This is a genomic window from Lysinibacillus sp. NPDC056232, assembly GCF_042267565.1.
GTDB lineage: Bacteria > Bacillota > Bacilli > Bacillales_A > Planococcaceae > Lysinibacillus.
In genome coordinates this window covers 15,079-32,848 of the sequence record NZ_JBHJTF010000016.1, presented here as the reverse complement: position 1 = coordinate 32,848, position 17,770 = coordinate 15,079, and the positions used below count along the sequence as shown (strand labels likewise).

The window sequence follows — 17,770 nt, the reverse complement described above, 5'->3', positions numbered from 1 at the left end:
ATTTGCTGAATATGGCATGTTGCTTATACTATTCTCTTTAAGAGGGATATATTTTTGTTCAGTAATTAGGCCATATTGGCAGGAACTCTCGGGCATGTAGTAGAAGTTAATATTATTCAATGAATTTGTAGGTTTTTGTGATAATGAAAGTATATGTGCAAAATTGTTATGGAAATATCGAAGGGGGTAGAAATGCTCCATCTTGAATTTCATGGCCATATTATTCATCCAACTCTTTTATGGGATCAAGAAATGGCTGTTATAATAGATACTGGGTTCCCTGGACAAATGGAAGATATACGCGAGGCAATGGAAAAGGTAGGAGTGTCGTTCGACAAACTAAAAGTTATCATTTTGACACATCAAGATATAGATCATATAGGGAGTCTTCCTGAAATATTACAGAATTTTGGGAATACTATTAAAGTATATGCTCACGATTTGGATAAGCCTTATATTCAAGGGGATTTAACTCTGTTGAAAGATGGGCACCTAAAGAATCTACCAAAGGGCAAGGTGGATGATATCTTGAAAGATGGTCAAGAATTACCATATTGTGGTGGGATTCGGATTATCCATACTCCAGGGCATACTCCTGGCCATATCAGCTTGTATTTGAAACAAAGTAAAACTCTGATTGCTGGAGATTCGATGTACAGTGTAAACGGAATAATTGGGGGAATTCATGAACCGACAGCACTGGATATAAAATCATCACTCTTTGAAGAAATACCTAGACCTCGACATTGAATCTGTGATTTGTTATCAGGGAGGATTAAGTGTGGAAAATATTAATGAGCAGATTCAAAAAGTAATTTCTGAATTTAAAAAGGCTACTATGTATACTTGAGAAGTATGGAAGACTTGATAAAGAATAGAAACAAGTTGGTACTAATTAAAATAAGAAAGGAAGTACAACACTTTGGATTTTGAAACAGTTATGCAGGAGCTTGAATCCCTCGGTAAGGAACGAACTAAAAAAATGTATATATCCAATGGAGCACATGAGCCTCTTTTTGGTGTTGCTACAGGTGCTATGAAACCTATTGCAAAGAAAATAAAAAAAAATCAACGTTTAGCTGAAGAGCTTTATGCTACGGGTAACTATGATGCAATGTATTTTGCAGGCATTATTGCAGACCCAAAAGCTATGACTGAGTCGGATTTTGATCGTTGGATGGATGAAGCGTATTTTTATATGCTATCTGACTATGTAGTGGCAGTAACATTATCAGAATCAGGTATTGCCCAAGATGTTGCTGATAACTGGATTGCAAGCGGTGACGAGCTAAGAATGTCAGCGGGTTGGAGTTGCTACTGCTGGCTTTTAGGGAGTCGCAAAGACAATGAATTTTCCGAAAGCAAGATTTCCAATATGCTTGATATTGTGAAAAATTCTATTCATGATTCGCCAGAAAGAACAAAATCTGCTATGAATAATTTTCTATCCACAGTGGGGATTTCGTATTTGCCACTACATGAAAAGGCTATCGAGACCGCAAAGGAAACAGGTATAGTAGAACTCAAAAGGGACAAGAAAAAATCAAGTTTTCTAAATGCTTACGAAAGTATTAAAAAAGAAATGGATAGAGGGAGAATCGGTTTCAAGCGCAAGTATGTTAGGTGTTAAATTTAACTTTGCATCGGTGTGTTGATCCAAACGAATAATATCCTAAGTCGCATCTAACAAGGTGTGGCTTTTAATTTTGCCTGCAAAGTCAAATGAATGTATCGAATTAACTTTGCTTATTGAACTAAGAATTATGAAGGACAAAACGCATAGAGAGCAAAGTTGGAATTTATAGTAACGCCTACTTTAATAATATGTGGTCGAAATGATTGTACAGTGTCCAGTAATATATTCTATTGAAATGAATGATAAAATACCAAACTCAAAATTAGTTATTTTGAGAGAAGTAACCATTATCCGTTCTTGGAAGAATCAAAGCAATTTATTGAAGAATATAAATAAAGGGAAAACTTTCTTTATTTAGCTAACTGGGTGCTTTGATTTAATAATATTTAATATGAGCACTTCATGATGGGTGGTCTAATTTTTTTATAAATATGGCACATTACGAAATAATACAGGCTATTAATCAATGCAGAAGTGTCTTACATTCGCCAACAATTGCATACAGTGTTTAGAAGCATTTATTGAAAGGAAGTGGAGGTAAATGAAAGTAACGGTTAAAGAATGGCGTATAATGTCTGATCACAACAAACAATTACTTTTAAATGCGGTAGCAACTAAATAAAACATAGATGCAAGAGTGATTCAACATGAATACGATCATTTATATGACGTGTTCATTTCCCAGATTGGAAAATGTATTGAGCAAAAAATCGTCCAATAAAACGAAGAAAGGTAAAAAGAAAGAGGCAGGGACAAAAGTATTTTAGCTAAAGTAAAACCCGAACAAATTTGCAAGACACTCATACGGTGTTTTGCCATTGTTCGGGTTTTCTAAATATAGTGCTTAATTAATTTGAAAGTAATTCGGCTTTCGCAAAGAGCTAATTAGTTATGTTCCAGCCTCGTTTGTCTATTGCTTATGAAAAGAGGAATTACACATAACGATCCAATGAGAACGAACAGAATTAAGGTGTTGATTGGATTATCTTTTACAATGGTATCTTCTTGGTGTTTTTTTTCAAATTCTTTTACCTCTTCTGTTGAATTTACTTTATTATTTGGAACAAATTCATTTTTATTTACATCATAGTAATAGAATCCGTGTTTGTTAAAGGTGAAAAAGTCATCTTTAATCGTTTTATATGAACTTGAAATCATCGCTAAGTTCACTTTTTCCGTATCAATCACTTTTTTTTCATATTTTTTACTTTCTTCTTTAAACAATTCTTTTTCTTTTTTTAATAAGTTAGCTGCTTCACTTTTTACTTTTTCTACATCTTGCAGCGTTATTGCTTTTTTCAATCCCTCTTCAATAAAGGCTATTTGTTCCATTTTCATTTTTTCTTCAAATTCTTTTGTTTTTTTCTCTAATAATGATTTATCTTCTCTTTCTGCTTTAATTAGCACCGTTTTTGTTTCTTGTGCTAATATTTTAGCGGAGTCGTTTTTGTAAGAATGAACTTCTTTATTGTTTTTATTATTTACTGCATCCAGGTGCTCTTCTGTAACGATTTTTGTTGCCATGCTGGCAGATGAAAAAACGATACTCATTATACATATTGACAGTCCGATCACACTTAGTTTTTGTAAAAATCTCATTTAAATCACTCCATTTTGTCTATTATTATCCATATAATCCGTTTTTGCAGTTTCTCTTTTTTATTCAAATTTTTTCTATTTTATGAGCAATCAAGGAAACATATGAATAATCATAAGAAATATAATAAGGAGGTTAATACGAAAGAATATTTCTTAACAGAAGAATAACTAAAGCGATTAGAAGATGACGATTTCTAATACATTAAGACAAAAAAATTTGGCCTGAGAACAGTGGAATGGCGTATGCATTCACTCCAACTTTTAAATTTTATCGGAACACTTTCAGGAATTATCGCCCAACTTTTAAATTTTATCGACAAACTTTCACGTTTTATCGCCCAACTTTTAAATTTTATCGACAAACTTTCACGTTTTATCGCCCAACTTTTAAATTTTATCAACAAACTTTCACGTTTTATCACCCAACTTTTAATTTTTATCGACATCCACCACCTACCATACAAATGCGTCACTGTTATATCTGTTCAATTATTTCAAGATGCATTACGCTTGATCGTGCATTCTTTCCGTTATCCAAAGATATATTATTGATCAAAACATTCAATTGATTAAATGATTTAGGTAAAAAGAAAGTAAGAGGAATCAACCTTCAGATGAAGCTTTAAAAAATATGCTTAGATTCTTATAAAAAACTAGTGTTCCACGGCTAATAGCTGGAAGAGAAGGAGAACTAAAAGAAATATTAGAAAGAGAACAATAATAAAGCATCTAAATAATTATTTGCACTTGTTACGGCAGGTGTTTATTATGGAAGGGAAAAATAAAAAGGACTGGGGTATTATTCCCAATCCTCATTAATAAAATATTAACTTGCACCCAGCAACGTCATTTTATAAAAAACGTATTCATTCATTATCCATAATAACAAAAGACCTTGAAATACATAGCTATAATGACACTACAAAAAAGGAGGAGCCAGACTAAACAATGTCTGACTCCATGCGTGCATAACCTTTTAAATCATCAAAAAGCTCTAATGCAAATGAATTGGAATCTGCTTGAGGGCTAACACCCTTTTGAACAAATACTAAGAATTCATCTATCGCTTTTTTGGGTCCTTCTACTTCAACCTCAATTTGTTCCTGACCATTAAGTTTACAGTAACCTTTTAATCCTAGCTCAATCGCTTTTTGTTTAATGAAAAAACGGTAGCCAGTCCCATAAACATCTCCGAAAAATTTAATTAGCGCTCGCTTATTCAAGCTTACACCTCCTAGTGAAGGGGGAATGAATCCCCTTTGTGCTTAGTGCATAACACGTTCTTTTTCTAAATAGGCAATTAAATTATTGATATAATAGAGAACCTGCTTAGAAGCTTGATCTACTTCTTGTAAATGAACTTCAGCCTGTTGAATATTCCCAACCTTATAAGCCTCAGCTGCTAACTTCGCCGATTCATGAACACGTAAATGATAGGCGTCTAATTCACGATACTCCTGCAAGTGTCCGAAACGTTCTACTGTGCGAGCAGATGTATACCATTTACCGAGACGACAATCCGTATGCGAAGAAACATCACTTGGTTGGACGCTTTCAAGACCGAGGAACATATTATAAATGCGCCATTTCCATAAAATATGGTCGGCTTTTGATAATTGTAAAAGTGCTATAGACGATAACTGAACATTATTATTCGCAATAATGTCATTTCGGAATCGATTAATTTCTTTCCCTAATGCGTGAATATCTCTAGATGTGTTATGGCTATAATCGCGGATATCATCTTGAAGACTAGAAATTTCAATCATTCTTGCTGATACTTCATCAATAGCAGCTGCCTGCTCCTCTGATATCGCCGCGGTATTTGTAACATCCAGATTAATACCTTCAATGGCACTAACAATTGCATTTAATAATGGTAAAGACTCTTTAGCTTCCACTGTTGCATCTTTTATAATCTCTGTCGTTTCCGTAATTGAGACTGACACATCATTTGAATAGCTCTTTAAATGATGTACATTTGTAGATACTTCACTAAGCGCTGATACTGTGCCCTCAGCAAGCTTTCGAACTTCCTGTGCAACTACGGCGAAACCTTTACCATGTTCACCTGCTCGTGCAGCCTCAATAGAAGCGTTCAAAGCAAGTAAATTCGTCTGATCGGCAATTTGGTTTATTAACGTTACAACATTTTCGATATCATTTACGCGCTTTTGTAATTCTGAAAAGGACTCAACAATCGTTGAAAATGTCTCTTCAGTTTTAAAGATTTCGGAAAGGGCGTGCTCAATGGCATTTTTTCCTTGTACAGCGTGATCAACAGATTCAGTTGTTTTTTCTGAAATACGGGAAGACATTCGAGCAACTTCATTAATAGAAGCGGCAATTTCTTCAGTTGCTGCGGTAGAGGATTGGATTTCTTCATTTTGCTTATCTAAGCTAAATACTAGATCTTTCATATACATGATTTTTGCGTTGACATCCATTAAAGAGGAAATTTCAGCGACTACATTTTCAATCGTACGTTCAGTTAATACTTCAACGAGTAATTCCTGATCAACATTGACTGCAGATTGGAAAGATTTCATATATTCAAAAGCCTTATTAGGTTTTAAACCAAAATTATGTAATATGTATGTTGTAATATAAAATGCGAATTGATTAAAGATGACGATTAACTTACCAGGCTCATATTGATTCTTTCTGAATAAATTGAAAAATTTAACGGTTTCATCCACATATTCATCATCACGAGTAGCTAAGAAAAACTGAGTTAAGTATCGATTAATATAGTCTTCACTAATCGTTAGCTGAGAGGAGAGAGAGATCTCACTTAAATAGCTATTAAAAATAGCGTTCATTGAAGGCGTGATATCTTTTAATTTATAGAAGAGAGTTTTTAAATTCTCTTCATCTTGAGAATTGAAATGGTTAAATGCAAGTGTTTTATGAAAACGTCCTGTTGCATTTAAATTTGTACCACGCTTTAATAGTTCGTCGAGTTCGGCCTTAGGTCGAATACTTGAAAACATAAAAAAAATACCTCCCAAAAATAATGAATAATAAGGTAATAATAGCATATTACAGAGTGTTTTAATAGACATTTCAAATGTGTTTGCTAAAATGAAAATATCTTATTACAGCAGGGAATGTGGCAAATATGTATACAATCATTTACATGAAAGCTGATTATGAGCCTTGGTGGAAGTTTGAAGGCTGGGAGGCTTTTATTCAAACAAATGAAACCTTTGAAACGGAGGAGCAATTTGAGTCAGCGTTGCAAAGAAAACTGCAGCACTTCCGATTAACATATGACAATGAGGTAACGAAAGAAGGGGGATTTTGGGCCTTCTGGTCAGTCGATGAAAGTGTTTTTTGCGAAGCCTGTGATGATGATGTACAAATTTATCACGGTATTATCGCTTTGAAATCTGAGTCATAGAAATAAAATTTTGACATTTTTAAAAAAACATTTTTCTTTATTTGACAAAATTATGAATGATGGTTATACTTAAGTTAACAATTTAATTGCTTCACCGGAAACATGAATTCACATATTACAAAAAGTGATCGCGTTAGTTCGGTACTCTTTGTAATATGTGAATTTTTTCATACGCTGAAGAAATTACATATTGTTCACTTTTATTTTTTTGGAGGTTTTCTTAAATGAAACAAGGTACAGTAAAATGGTTTAACTCAGAAAAAGGTTTTGGATTCATCGAAGTAGAAGGCGAAAACGACGTATTCGTACACTTCTCAGCTATCGGTGGCGAAGGTTTCAAAACTCTTGACGAAGGTCAAAAAGTGGAATTCGAAGTTGTAGATGGCAACCGCGGACCACAAGCTGCTAACGTAACTAAACTTTAATTCTCAGTAATTAAAAATACTTTCGTTAAACTTAAGGCATCCTATTGATATAGGATGTCTTTTTTTGCATTCAAATAGATTTAGGGGATGAAGGACAAACAATATTACGTATAATTTTATTATGTAAACTTAAAAATCGTTCCAAGTCATTGTTGTTTTCGGGCCATTTAATTGAATACGGGGCACAATTGAGAGAAAAGAGGAGGGGCTGAAATATATTTTGGTAAAAAAGACCTAGAGCATGTACTCCTGCGAGAAGCAAGAGCACGAAATATCCAACAGGGAGCGTTGGCGAAACTGTGTTTTGAGACAAAGCGTAAGACGCAGTGTCAGGAGCACAGCGACGTGATTCGTGCCTTGCACACGAAAAGTGAAGTTGATTTTTCAATTACAATTATTCTAAAATTCTTCAGACAAGCCCTTTTTCAATAATTTAGTATAGATTAATTTTGTTCCTTTTGTTTTTTCTCCATAAATTTTTTACCCCATTCTCCCATAGTGTTCAATACGGGTATAAAGCTTTTCCCTTGTGTTGTTAGCGAGTATTCCACTTTAGGAGGAACTTGTTTATACACTTCTCTATGAACCATTCCGTCCTCTTCCAACTCTCTCAGTTGTCTTGTCAATATTCCTTTTGAAATACCTGGTAACAACCTTTGAAGTTCGTTAAATCTTCTTGTTCGACGACTTAGATACCATAAAATAGTGATTTTCCATCTCCCAGCGATTACATTTTGAGCAAGTGTCAAAGAGCATACTTCTTCTTGTTCTTCGCTAGGTGGTTCTCCTTGAAAATTAAATCGAGCCATTGATTGTATGATTCCTCTCTCATAAGGTATCTTTTTTGTGACTATGTCATAAAAAAATGCCTACTTTTATTATTGTGACTGTGGATATAGTATATACCTAGATTTCATTTTTCAAAATGAAAATTTAATTGGAGGTAAAAAATATGAAAATATTAGTTACAGGTGCAACGGGAAAATTAGGGTCAAAGGTTGTAGAAGCATTATAAAAGCTGTACCGGCGAGTGATTTGGCCGTTAGTGTTCGAAATCCGGAGAAAGCAGAAGGATTTAGAGCTCTCGGAGTAGAAGTTCGACACGGAGATTTTGATCAACCAGAAACATTAGATGCAGCCTTTTCAGGAATTGATCGACTTTTAATAATATCTACGTTTGGGGATGATGAAACAATAATGAGACAGCATACGAATGCCGTAGCCGCTGCTCAACGTGCTCAAGTAAAATTTATTACTTATACTAGTGTAACAAATGCAAGTGAAAGTAAATTTTTCCTCGCTCCATCTCATAGAGCCAGAGAAGAAGCAATTTTGAAAACTGGTATTCCTTACTCATTTTTACGAAACAATTGGTATTTTGAAAATGAAATTGGGAGCATCCAGGGCGCGATGGTAGGGGCACCTTGGATTACATCAGCAGGAAAATGAAAAGTTGGCTGGGTACTTCGACAAGATTTAGCGGAGGCGGCAACAAATGTATTGATTGGACAAGGACATGAGAATACAATTTATGAGCTTTCTGGAAAGCTAATGACGCAAGAGGAATTAGTAGCTGCTCTTGGAGATGTAATAGCGAAAGAAGTTCATGTACAACAAGTCGATGATGCTACTTATGCCGACATTATGAAAGGTGCAGGAGTACCGGAAGCACATCTTCCTATGCTAGTAAACATACAAAAAGCTATTCGAGATGGTGGTTTAGAAATTGAAAGTAACGATTTAGAGAAATTACTCGGTCGCCCTGCTACATCGATAAACGAAGCTCTTAGTCATATTATTAGTGAAATCTCTCAAACAGGAAATTAAAATTAATCAAAAAATGACCTTCTTAATGTAATGAAGGTCATTTTTTTATAAAAGGACTAGAAGGCGTTACTTCTGAAGAATTAAACAACTATGTTTTCAACCGTATTGTAGCCGTAGGTATTATTTATTTAATATACGCTGTAACACCTGAACGGGTATAAATAAACCGACACGGCCATATGGATCTTTTTTCGCCGTTGCAAAGACAATTCCGATAACCTCACCATCAACATTTATGACAGGGCTCCCACTATTACCTCGATAAACAGGGGCATCCATCATCATAACAGGTTCCTGCCAATCTTCAAGGGATGTTGACTCCAGTAAAGTTCCTTCATTTGCAATGCCCGTAAAGGCTAGTGGATTACCAATGAAATACACATGCTCATTTTTGCTATAGCTCGGATTTTTAGCAAGTGAAAGGGAAGGTAGATCATCACCGGTTACTTGCAATAATGCTAAATCTACGTCTGGGTAACTTTCCACTAACTTGGCACCCATTAAACCTTCCTCAGGGAAAACAACGAGTAATGATTGAGCACCTTCTACAACGTGTGCATTGGTTACGATAAGTCCATCTGAAGAAATCACAAAACCAGTACCTTTACTAGAACCTGTAGAGATCTCTACAACAGCTTTTTTATAGGTTTTAATATCTTCTTGCGCTGATAGCTGAGCAGACACCTTCAAAAATTCAAGAGCGGGAATGGAGTAAATTTGAAAGATAAGTGCAAATGTATTCAAAAATAACACAAATGCCATACTCCAGACAATCCATTTAACAATCGGTTTTTGTTTTTTAGGCTTTTTATCTTGCCGCTGTTCTTCTTGTTCTTGAGCTAACGCCTTTTGCTGTTCAGCGAGGACAAGCTCGATCAATTCTTCTTCCGTCAATTCTTCATCTGTTGTTGTTCTATGTATTTCACTCATAAAAGCCCTCCTTACTCAAAATGAAAAGCGCCCAAGCAGGACGATTGTAAAGTGTATTTCATGCAAGTTCGGCTCTTTCATTTGTTTGATGTTCAACAAGACTGTTTGTTCTGGTGTTTTGTCCTCTGCCTTAGTATCGCTTACCGTCAACGAGTAGTGTAAGAGAGAGTACAAGTTCAAGGTGACTCATAGGCAGGCAAGCTCTTCCAGCTATTTTCCTTCATTATACTTGAAGTTCCTAGGTTATACGAATGTTAGGAAAACCAGGTTTCTAGAAAGGGAATCTCTTTGCTAGTTGCATTGACGCGTACACGTAAGCCGATGGGCATGGCGTGCAGGGGATGAGTGTGGCAGCAATCAACATCCGCGATGCTAGGCATAGTTCGTCCATCTAGCTGCTCTAGCAATACATCATATGGCTTTCTTCCGGTCCCTAAATCATCATATTGTTCATGTTTACCTAAAATAATCGCTGAAGCTTTGTCGAAAATGCCGTGTAGTTTTAGCATGGCAAAGTTTTTCTCAACGACAGCTATAGTTTTAGATGTGTCTTCAAGAAGTAAAATATCTCCCTCATGAATGTGAGGGAAGTAAGATGTTCCAATGAAGCCATTCAACGTATTTATATTGCCACCTATTAAACGACCTTCAGCAATGCCAGGTTGAACTGTAACCCAAGAGTTGTGATGCTGAGTTTTTTCAGTCGTTTTTTCTAACCAGTTTAGTCGATCATCTGTCCATATAGGTGGAATTGGCATGTTATAGGGAATCGATAATGAATGTAAAAACAAATCTTTAAAATATTGCTCGGTATACTGGACAAAAGGTGGGAATTCACCAAATGTAGAAGCAACAGAAGGTCCATAAAAGACAGGAACACCAGTCTTTGCATACATGGCGAGAAGTATAGCAGTAACGTCGGATAAACCGATAAGTATTTTGGGATTTTGCTTAAATGCTTCGTAGTCTAAATATGGCAGCATACTTTTGGCATTAGTACCTCCCATTGGTTGGTAAGATCATTTTGATGTGGGGATCACGAAGTAGGGCATTAAGCTCTTCTGCTCGTTCTTTCGGTGTACCGGAGCGGTAAAAATCTCCTTTTCCAGTTAAAGAGCCTTCTTTTATCGTAAAGCCGAGTGCTTGTAGACGTTCCTTGCCTCGTTCATAGCGAACCTTTGCAATAGTTGTAGCAGGTTTAGAAGGCGAATAAATGCCAATGGTATCGCCTTTTTTTAATGGGGGAAACATAAAATACCTCTTTCTATTTAACTTCTTCCAGCAATTATTTTCTGTAGCGAAAGCAAAGCGTCAGCTACAAATGTTTTATGTAACGTAAGTGAAACGGCAGTTACAAATGTTTTATGTAACGAAAGCGTGGTGAGATGAATGCTGGTTTAGATAACTTTTCAGCGTGTGTCCAAACACCTGTACCTGTCGCTACGCTTTTGGTACAAAAGACATTTGCTGAAAGGAGATAAAGTCTTTAGCAGAATATGGACGCAATTATGCCGTGGCATTATTTTGATTATAAGACAAAGCTATTATACATTATTACAATTTTTTGAGCATGTACTTGTACTTTACTAGAGAGTTGTAAAAAGTAACTGAAATGGATAGTTGTAACAGAATAAAAAATAATTATATTATGTAAACTGAATGCTAGAAACTTGTAAGTGAGTTTAGAATTTAATATGATAGAAATGAATTTACGAAAAATGGGGGACGTTTATATGTATCGTCATGTAGAAGACTTTTTAAATGAGTGGTCAGCATCAGCACAAGGTACTATTCAAGTATTAAAAGCAGTAACAGATGAAAAGCTAGAGCAAGGCATCGTGGAAGGTCACAGCACACTTGGCTGGTTAGGTTGGCATTTAGTTGGTGCTGCTGGTTATTTCAGTTATTTAGCAGGTTTACAGGTGCCTATGACTCGACAAGAAGACCCAATTCCATCTACTGCAGCTGAGATTGTAGCTGCTTACGAAAAGGTAGCCAATGGTGTGAAAGAGGAAGCGGCAAAGCTATCAAATGAAGACTTGCTGGAGGAAGTAAAAGGCTTCACTGGACCAATAGCTAGAGGTGCATTATTACGTGTACTAATCGATCATCAAACGCATCATCGTGGACAAATGACGGTGCTCCTACGTCAAGCAGGCTTACCAGTACCAGGCGTATTAGGACCAACGAAAGAAATGCAAAAATAAGACGTATTAGGCAGATACTCAGTGTATCTGTCTTTTTTGATTAAATATAAAGAGAAAATAGGCAATTCTTATTTGAAAGTTAATAGGAAGTGCCTATTTTTGTTTAACTTCTTTCATAAAGCCTCCGGCGGATGTCACGCAATTATTCCGAGGCATAATGGATAGTAAATGGAGGTTATAGAATAGGGACTTTTTTATAAGTCTTTAATTCCTTTTATTTAATAATAATCCATCTAAAAATATGGCAATAAAGCCTTTGCTTTCTTCTAATAAATCAAAATCTCTTCCAAAGACTAACCAATCATATAATGAACCACGCATACAACGAGTAATGTAAATCACAGTTTCTTGCACATTTATTTGCACAGATAATTCACCATCCTTAATTGCTTTTTGTATAAATGAATGCAAGATTTTATACAATTTGCGTTCAGAATTTGAAAAGAAATTTCTTTCGTTTTCAATTAATCCACTTTTGTAAACAGACCGCATTAAATCCATTCCTAAATCATCTTTTAAATATTTCATTTGTGCATCAATTAAGGAGACTACCTTTTCCTTGAAGGAAAGATTTACGGGTAGTGTAGTTGTAAATTCTTCATAAAAATGATCAATTTCTTTAAATTTCTCTAGGAAAATATCGTACTTTGAAGTGAAATGACCATAAAAAGCACCTTTTGAGCTTTTACTTTTTGTCACAATTTCATCAACCGTTACTTGATCAAAGCCTTTCGTTTGGAACAATGTAAGTGCTGTTAAATAGATATGTTTTTTCGTTTCTTGAGCCTGTTGTTTTCGTGTCTTTTTCATTTCTACATCACCTAATTTCCACGAGATTTTCTACTTAACTTTAGCATAATACTCGGTCATGTAATTAACCTATTTTCTGAATTATTAGAAAAGATGTTGACAAATAATTGTCACGCCGATTAATATACAGACTATAGTCTATGAAACTATTTCAAAGGGGTGTGGATCATGGATCTAATTGGTAATAGAACGTTGCGTTCTGTTTTAAGGGAGAGAGTTGCACAACAGCCTGAAAAAAGTTTTATTCGTTTTGAGGATAGAAAGGAAATCTATTTTGAAAAAAATTATGGGGATTTTTATCAGGAGGTTATGCGCTTCAGTAATGCACTTCTTAAGCTGGGCATTAAAAAAGGGGATCATGTTGTGTTGCATTTACCAAACAATATGGAGTTTTTTACAGCATGGTTCGCACTTGCTGAAATTGGAGGCATTATGGTGCCAACTAACATTTTATCTCCAGCAGATGAGATGACATATATTATCTCTCATTCTGAAGCTGTTCTTATTATTACGGAAGAGGACTATATCGAAAAGTTTGTCAGTATTCAGTCTAAAACACCAACTATACAAAATATTATTATTACGAGACAACAAGATAACGCTGATGGTGTCTTATATTTCTCTGAGCTCATTAAAAATGAGAGCGATAATAATGTGCATTTCCCAACAGTTTCGTCAGAAGATATTGTGGCATTGCTTTATACATCTGGGACTACATCCAAACCAAAAGGCGTTCAAGTGACACATGCTAATTATATTTACACAGGTGAGTTAATGGCGCGTTCAATCGCTTTAACACCTGAAGATCGAACATTTATTGTTTTACCGCTTTTCCATGGCAATGCGCAATATTACTCCACGATGTCTGCCATCATGGTAGGGGCAGGCATTGCAGTTACGGAGAAATTTAGTGCTTCACGTTATTTTAAACAAGCAAAGGCATTAGGTGGAACAGTTGGTTCTTTATTTGCCGCACCTATTCGTATGATTTTAGCGAAAGATTATGAAGAAGAGGCAAGGAATAATCCATTACGACTTGTTCTTTTTGCACAGTCAGTGGCAGAACACCAATTAGTACAATTTGAAAAACAATTTGATGTGAAGTTATTGCAACTATATGGTTTGACCGAAACAGTTGGAATTCCACTGATAAATCCTCTATTTGGATTACGGGAAAATATGAGTATTGGTAGACCAAGCATTGGTTATGAGGTTCAGCTTGTCGATGAACATGGGGACCCTGTAAATAAAGGGGAGATTGGTCAAATTGCCGTTAAAGGGATACCAGGGAGAACCCTAATGAAAGGTTACTTTAAAAATGAACAAGCGACAAACGACGCTATTAAAGATAACTGGTTACTAACTGGAGATAATGCACGAATTGATGGAGATGGTTATTTCTATTTCGTTGATCGTATAAAGGATATGATCAAACGTTCAGGTGAAAATATAGCAGCGAATGAAGTGGAGCGTGTATTAACAGAGCATCCATTAGTATTTGAAGCAGCAGTCATCGGTGTACCAGATGAGATGCGTGATGAAGCTATTAAAGCGTATGTTATTTTACAGGCTGGCGCTGCTGTAAGTGAAGAGGCATTAATTGCGCATTGTCGAGAACGTCTCGCAAAATTTAAAGTGCCAGATAGCATTGAATTTGTGACAGATTTCCCTCGTACACCAGTCGGGAAAATTCAAAAGCATGTTTTACGTAACGCTATTTTTAGTTGAAACGAATGATATAAAAATTTGACTGTAGAGAGAAGGGGCTATATGAAAAATGTGAAGATATTATTAGCAAGTTTAGCAGGATCAATCATTGAATGGTACGATTTTTATTTGTATGGTACGGCAACGGGATTAGTTTTTACAACCCTATTTTTCCCTTCGACTAATCCAGCAGTGTCGATTTTAATTGCGTTTGCTACGTTTGGAGCTGGCTATGCAGCACGACCAATTGGAAGTATAATTTTTGGACATATGGGTGATCGTGTCGGAAGGAAAGCCTCGCTTATGCTTACGTTAATAGGAATGGGCGGTAGTTCTTTTTTGATTGGTTTATTACCTACGTATGCGCAAGTGGGGTTACTCGCGCCAACGCTATTAGTAATTTTGCGACTTATTCAAGGGATTGCGCTTGGTGGTGAATGGGGAGGTGCCGTGTTACTAGCTACTGAATCGGCTACAAAAGGTGTGCGTGGCTTTTTTGGTTCTATTCCACAGCTAGGTGTACCAATCGGTTTAGTGTTAGGGACATTTAGTTTTACACTGATATCTTCATTAACGACAGAGGCGCAATTTATGGCCTGGGGTTGGCGTTTACCATTTCTTTTTAGTGCAGTGTTAATAGTATTAGCAATATGGATTCGAAGCGGGATCGAAGAAACACCTGAATTTAAACGCAAAAAAGACAATGGTGAATTAGCTAAGTTACCAATTGTCCAAGTATTTAAATATAACAAAAAAGATATTTTCCGCATTATTGGATTAAAAATAGGGGACGGATTCTTTAATGTATTTTTAATGTCATTTATTTTAGTGTATGCGACGACGTATATTGGCTATACAAGGGATGTCGCATTATTTGCTTTAACAGTAAGCTGTGCAACAATGATTGTAACAATTCCACTTGTTGGCTATTTTTCAGATTTTATAGGCCGTAAGAAAATTTATATCGGTGGTCTAATCACAATGCTACTGCTAGCTATTCCATATTTCGTTATGATTCCGATTAATTCAACTTATTTCTTTACGTTGCAAGTTATTTTACTTGGCATCGTATGGGCAGCCATTTTCGCGACGCAAGGTACGTTCTTCTCTGAATTATTCCCAGCAAATGTTCGCTATACGGGGCTATCCTTTGGCTATCAAGTCGCTGCGGCAATCGTCGGCTTTGGGCCAATGCTATGGACATCTTTAGCAACAGAATATGGGGCATCACCGTATTTATTTGGTGGATTGATGATGGCGGGGCTCCTGATATCACTACTACTTGCCGTATTTTCGCCTGATACACGATTGATCACTCAATATGAAGAAACTGTCGAGAAAGTACAAGAAAATGAACACATGTCAGACGCTCAAGTGGAAGTAGCAATGACAACTACGACAAAGTAATAGTGTATATTACTTTTACAAGGAAAGATAATAGCTAGACTCATTTATAAAAAAACAGGGTTCTCCTTTTTGAATAGGAGAACCCTGTTTGTTATTAGTTTAAGCCTTGGCTATCTTTCCACTCTAGGAATTCATCATAAGTTAATAGTTTATCTAAAATTGTGCCGTCTTCACGTATTTCGATGACGCGGTTCGCAATTGTTTGGATGAACTGATGGTCATGAGATGTGAAGAGCATCGCACCTTTGAAGCGCATAAGTCCTTCATTTAGTGCTTGAATAGATTCAAGGTCAAGGTGGTTCGTTGGTTCATCTAGTAAAACAACGTTTGCTGTAGCAAGCATCATTTTAGATAGCATACAACGTACTTTTTCGCCCCCTGATAAAACTGAAGGGGATTTTTTCACTTCTTCACCAGAGAATAACATACGACCTAAGAAGCCGCGTAAGAAGCTTTCTGTTTCATCATCAGGAGAATATTGACGTAACCATTCCACTAATGATTTCTCTGAACCTTCGAAGTATTTATCGTGATCATTTTCAAAGTAGCTTTGAGAAGTTGTTACGCCCCATTTGAATGTACCAGCATCTGCTTTTCTTTCGTCCATTAGAATATCAAGAAGAGCCGTTTTTGCCATTGGATTACCAAGTAAAATGATTTTATCCTCTTTGTTCATCGAAAAGCGAATATCTTTAAATAGTGTTTCGCCTTCATTGCTTGCTGTAAGGCCTTCCACTGTTAATACATCATTACCGATTTCACGTCCAGTTTGGAAGTTGATGAATGGATATTTTCGGCTAGAAGGTTTAATGTCGTCAAGCTCGATTTTATCCAACATTTTCTTACGAGAAGTTGCTTGGCTTGATTTCGAAGCGTTCGCAGAGAAACGAGCAACGAATGCTTGTAGCTCTTTAATCTTTTCTTCTTTCTTCTTGTTTTGGTCTGCCATCATTTTTTGTGCTAATTGGCTAGACTCATACCAGAAGTCATAGTTCCCAACATATAATTGGATTTTAGAGAAGTCTAAATCCGCGATATGCGTACACACTTTATTTAAGAAGTGACGGTCATGGGATACGACAATAACTGTATTTTCAAAGTTAATTAAGAATTCTTCTAACCATTGGATTGCTTTTAAGTCAAGGTGGTTGGTAGGCTCATCTAGTAATAGAACGTCTGGTTTACCAAATAGAGCTTGTGCTAATAATACTTTGACTTTGTCAGAACCTTCAAGGTCAGCCATTAGCATATAGTGAAGCTCGTCGCCAATCCCTAACCCGTTTAATAATGTTGCTGCTTCTGAGTCAGCTTCCCAACCATTTAGGTCAGCGAATTCACCTTCTAATTCAGCAGCACGCATGCCATCCTCATCAGAAAAGTCTTCTTTTGCGTAGATAGCGTCTTTTTCAGCTTTTACTTCCCAAAGACGTTTGTTCCCCATAACAACTGTATCTAATACATTGAATTCATCGTATTCAAAGTGATTTTGTTTAAGGACTGATAAGCGTTCGTCCTTGCCCATTGATACGTTACCTTCCTGTGCTTCAATTTCACCAGAAAGAATTTTTAAAAATGTTGATTTACCAGCACCATTCGCTCCGATTAAACCGTAGCAATTCCCCGGTGTGAATTTTATATTTACGTCTTCAAATAGTTTACGATCGCCATAGCGAAGACCTACATTACTTACTTGAATCATGCAAGTTCCTCCTTTTTTCACAATGGCACTAGTATATCATGAAATATGTACCATAGTCTATAAACATTATTAAATCAACGTTTGCGTTATGGGCTGTCAGGTGTTGTGGAGTAGGTGAGT

The 17,770-nt window shown here is 36.1% G+C and carries 14 protein-coding genes and 3 pseudogenes; 9 read left to right on the top strand and 8 right to left on the bottom strand.

Features of this window, described 5'->3' with window-relative positions; translation table 11 throughout:
- The first annotated feature begins 168 nt into the window (after positions 1-168).
- A pseudogene (locus tag ACFCYJ_RS13450) lies at positions 169-850 on the top strand (MBL fold metallo-hydrolase).
- Between the two features lie 72 nt (positions 851-922).
- Positions 923-1,630: a DNA alkylation repair protein gene (locus ACFCYJ_RS13445; RefSeq protein ID WP_376074436.1), complete on the top strand. Its 708-nt coding sequence runs from the start codon at positions 923-925 to the stop codon at positions 1,628-1,630.
- Between the two features lie 891 nt (positions 1,631-2,521).
- Here the strand turns inward: ACFCYJ_RS13445 and ACFCYJ_RS13440 are convergent.
- Positions 2,522-3,235 carry a hypothetical protein gene (locus ACFCYJ_RS13440; RefSeq protein ID WP_376074435.1) on the bottom strand — a complete coding sequence of 238 codons (714 nt, stop codon included), beginning with the start codon at positions 3,233-3,235 and terminating at the stop codon, positions 2,522-2,524.
- A gap of 231 nt (positions 3,236-3,466) precedes the next feature.
- On the opposite strand from ACFCYJ_RS13440, the gene ACFCYJ_RS13435 reads away from it, so the two are divergent.
- Entirely contained in the window at positions 3,467-3,787 is a 321-nt protein-coding gene (locus ACFCYJ_RS13435) for a hypothetical protein (RefSeq protein WP_376074434.1), read from the top strand.
- 389 nt (positions 3,788-4,176) lie between these two features.
- Here ACFCYJ_RS13435 and ACFCYJ_RS13430 read toward each other — a convergent pair whose 3' ends face one another.
- Together ACFCYJ_RS13430 and ACFCYJ_RS13425 are read right to left on the bottom strand one after the other, a co-directional pair.
- Entirely contained in the window at positions 4,177-4,458 is a 282-nt protein-coding gene (locus tag ACFCYJ_RS13430) for an acylphosphatase (RefSeq protein WP_376074433.1), read from the bottom strand.
- 42 nt (positions 4,459-4,500) lie between these two features.
- A complete protein-coding gene (locus ACFCYJ_RS13425; protein ID WP_376074432.1) occupies positions 4,501-6,228 on the bottom strand; it encodes a methyl-accepting chemotaxis protein in 1,728 nt (575 codons plus the stop codon).
- 128 nt (positions 6,229-6,356) lie between these two features.
- Here ACFCYJ_RS13425 and ACFCYJ_RS13420 point away from each other — a divergent pair, with 128 nt between their 5' ends.
- Together ACFCYJ_RS13420 and ACFCYJ_RS13415 are read left to right on the top strand one after the other, a co-directional pair.
- Entirely contained in the window at positions 6,357-6,638 is a 282-nt protein-coding gene (locus tag ACFCYJ_RS13420) for a DUF1033 family protein (protein ID WP_376074431.1), read from the top strand.
- A 224-nt stretch (positions 6,639-6,862) separates the two neighbouring features.
- Positions 6,863-7,063, top strand: a complete 201-nt coding sequence (locus ACFCYJ_RS13415; RefSeq protein ID WP_049665398.1) for a cold-shock protein — start codon at positions 6,863-6,865, stop codon at positions 7,061-7,063.
- Positions 7,064-7,506: 443 nt separating this feature from the next.
- Here the strand turns inward: ACFCYJ_RS13415 and ACFCYJ_RS13410 are convergent, their stop codons facing one another.
- Entirely contained in the window at positions 7,507-7,872 is a 366-nt protein-coding gene (locus ACFCYJ_RS13410; protein ID WP_376074430.1) for a winged helix-turn-helix transcriptional regulator, read from the bottom strand.
- Between the two features lie 143 nt (positions 7,873-8,015).
- Here ACFCYJ_RS13410 and ACFCYJ_RS13405 point away from each other — a divergent pair.
- Positions 8,016-8,890: pseudogene (locus tag ACFCYJ_RS13405) on the top strand (SDR family oxidoreductase).
- Positions 8,891-9,010: 120 nt separating this feature from the next.
- On the opposite strand, the gene ACFCYJ_RS13400 reads toward ACFCYJ_RS13405, so the two are convergent.
- Both ACFCYJ_RS13400 and ACFCYJ_RS13395 read right to left on the bottom strand, forming a co-directional pair.
- Positions 9,011-9,820: a S1C family serine protease gene (locus ACFCYJ_RS13400; RefSeq protein ID WP_376074429.1), complete on the bottom strand. Its 810-nt coding sequence runs from the start codon at positions 9,818-9,820 to the stop codon at positions 9,011-9,013.
- 254 nt (positions 9,821-10,074) lie between these two features.
- Positions 10,075-11,071 (bottom strand): annotated as a pseudogene (locus ACFCYJ_RS13395) (S66 family peptidase).
- A 482-nt stretch (positions 11,072-11,553) separates the two neighbouring features.
- On the opposite strand from ACFCYJ_RS13395, the gene ACFCYJ_RS13390 reads away from it, so the two are divergent.
- Positions 11,554-12,027 carry a DinB family protein gene (locus tag ACFCYJ_RS13390; RefSeq protein WP_376074428.1) on the top strand — a complete coding sequence of 158 codons (474 nt, stop codon included), beginning with the start codon at positions 11,554-11,556 and terminating at the stop codon, positions 12,025-12,027.
- Positions 12,028-12,231: 204 nt separating this feature from the next.
- Here ACFCYJ_RS13390 and ACFCYJ_RS13385 read toward each other — a convergent pair whose 3' ends face one another.
- A complete protein-coding gene (locus ACFCYJ_RS13385) occupies positions 12,232-12,837 on the bottom strand; it encodes a TetR/AcrR family transcriptional regulator (RefSeq protein WP_376074427.1) in 606 nt (201 codons plus the stop codon).
- A gap of 168 nt (positions 12,838-13,005) precedes the next feature.
- On the opposite strand from ACFCYJ_RS13385, the gene ACFCYJ_RS13380 reads away from it, so the two are divergent.
- Positions 13,006-14,565, top strand: coding sequence for an AMP-binding protein (locus ACFCYJ_RS13380; protein WP_376074426.1), 1,560 nt, complete (start codon positions 13,006-13,008; stop codon positions 14,563-14,565).
- Positions 14,566-14,607: 42 nt separating this feature from the next.
- Positions 14,608-15,951 (top strand): MFS transporter, encoded by a 1,344-nt coding sequence (locus ACFCYJ_RS13375; protein WP_376074425.1) that lies wholly within the window; start codon positions 14,608-14,610, stop codon positions 15,949-15,951.
- 94 nt (positions 15,952-16,045) lie between these two features.
- On the opposite strand, the gene ACFCYJ_RS13370 is transcribed toward ACFCYJ_RS13375, so the two are convergent.
- Complete coding sequence (locus tag ACFCYJ_RS13370; RefSeq protein WP_376074424.1) at positions 16,046-17,650, bottom strand: ABC-F family ATP-binding cassette domain-containing protein; 1,605 nt, start codon at positions 17,648-17,650, stop codon at positions 16,046-16,048.
- Positions 17,651-17,770 lie beyond the last annotated feature (120 nt).

What these genes read in the sequence shown, in the direction of transcription:
- ACFCYJ_RS13420 (WP_376074431.1), top strand. Translation starts at nt 6,357, where the DNA reads ATGTATACAATCATTTACATGAAAGCTGATTATGAGCCTTGGTGGAAG.
- ACFCYJ_RS13370 (WP_376074424.1), bottom strand. Translation starts at nt 17,650, where the DNA reads ATGATTCAAGTAAGTAATGTAGGTCTTCGCTATGGCGATCGTAAACTA.
- ACFCYJ_RS13425 (WP_376074432.1), bottom strand. Translation starts at nt 6,228, where the DNA reads ATGTTTTCAAGTATTCGACCTAAGGCCGAACTCGACGAACTATTAAAG.
- ACFCYJ_RS13380 (WP_376074426.1), top strand. Translation starts at nt 13,006, where the DNA reads ATGGATCTAATTGGTAATAGAACGTTGCGTTCTGTTTTAAGGGAGAGA.
- ACFCYJ_RS13390 (WP_376074428.1), top strand. Translation starts at nt 11,554, where the DNA reads ATGTATCGTCATGTAGAAGACTTTTTAAATGAGTGGTCAGCATCAGCA.
- ACFCYJ_RS13440 (WP_376074435.1), bottom strand. Translation starts at nt 3,235, where the DNA reads ATGAGATTTTTACAAAAACTAAGTGTGATCGGACTGTCAATATGTATA.
- ACFCYJ_RS13400 (WP_376074429.1), bottom strand. Translation starts at nt 9,820, where the DNA reads ATGAGTGAAATACATAGAACAACAACAGATGAAGAATTGACGGAAGAA.
- ACFCYJ_RS13415 (WP_049665398.1), top strand. Translation starts at nt 6,863, where the DNA reads ATGAAACAAGGTACAGTAAAATGGTTTAACTCAGAAAAAGGTTTTGGA.
- ACFCYJ_RS13385 (WP_376074427.1), bottom strand. Translation starts at nt 12,837, where the DNA reads ATGAAAAAGACACGAAAACAACAGGCTCAAGAAACGAAAAAACATATC.
- ACFCYJ_RS13410 (WP_376074430.1), bottom strand. Translation starts at nt 7,872, where the DNA reads ATGGCTCGATTTAATTTTCAAGGAGAACCACCTAGCGAAGAACAAGAA.
- ACFCYJ_RS13375 (WP_376074425.1), top strand. Translation starts at nt 14,608, where the DNA reads ATGAAAAATGTGAAGATATTATTAGCAAGTTTAGCAGGATCAATCATT.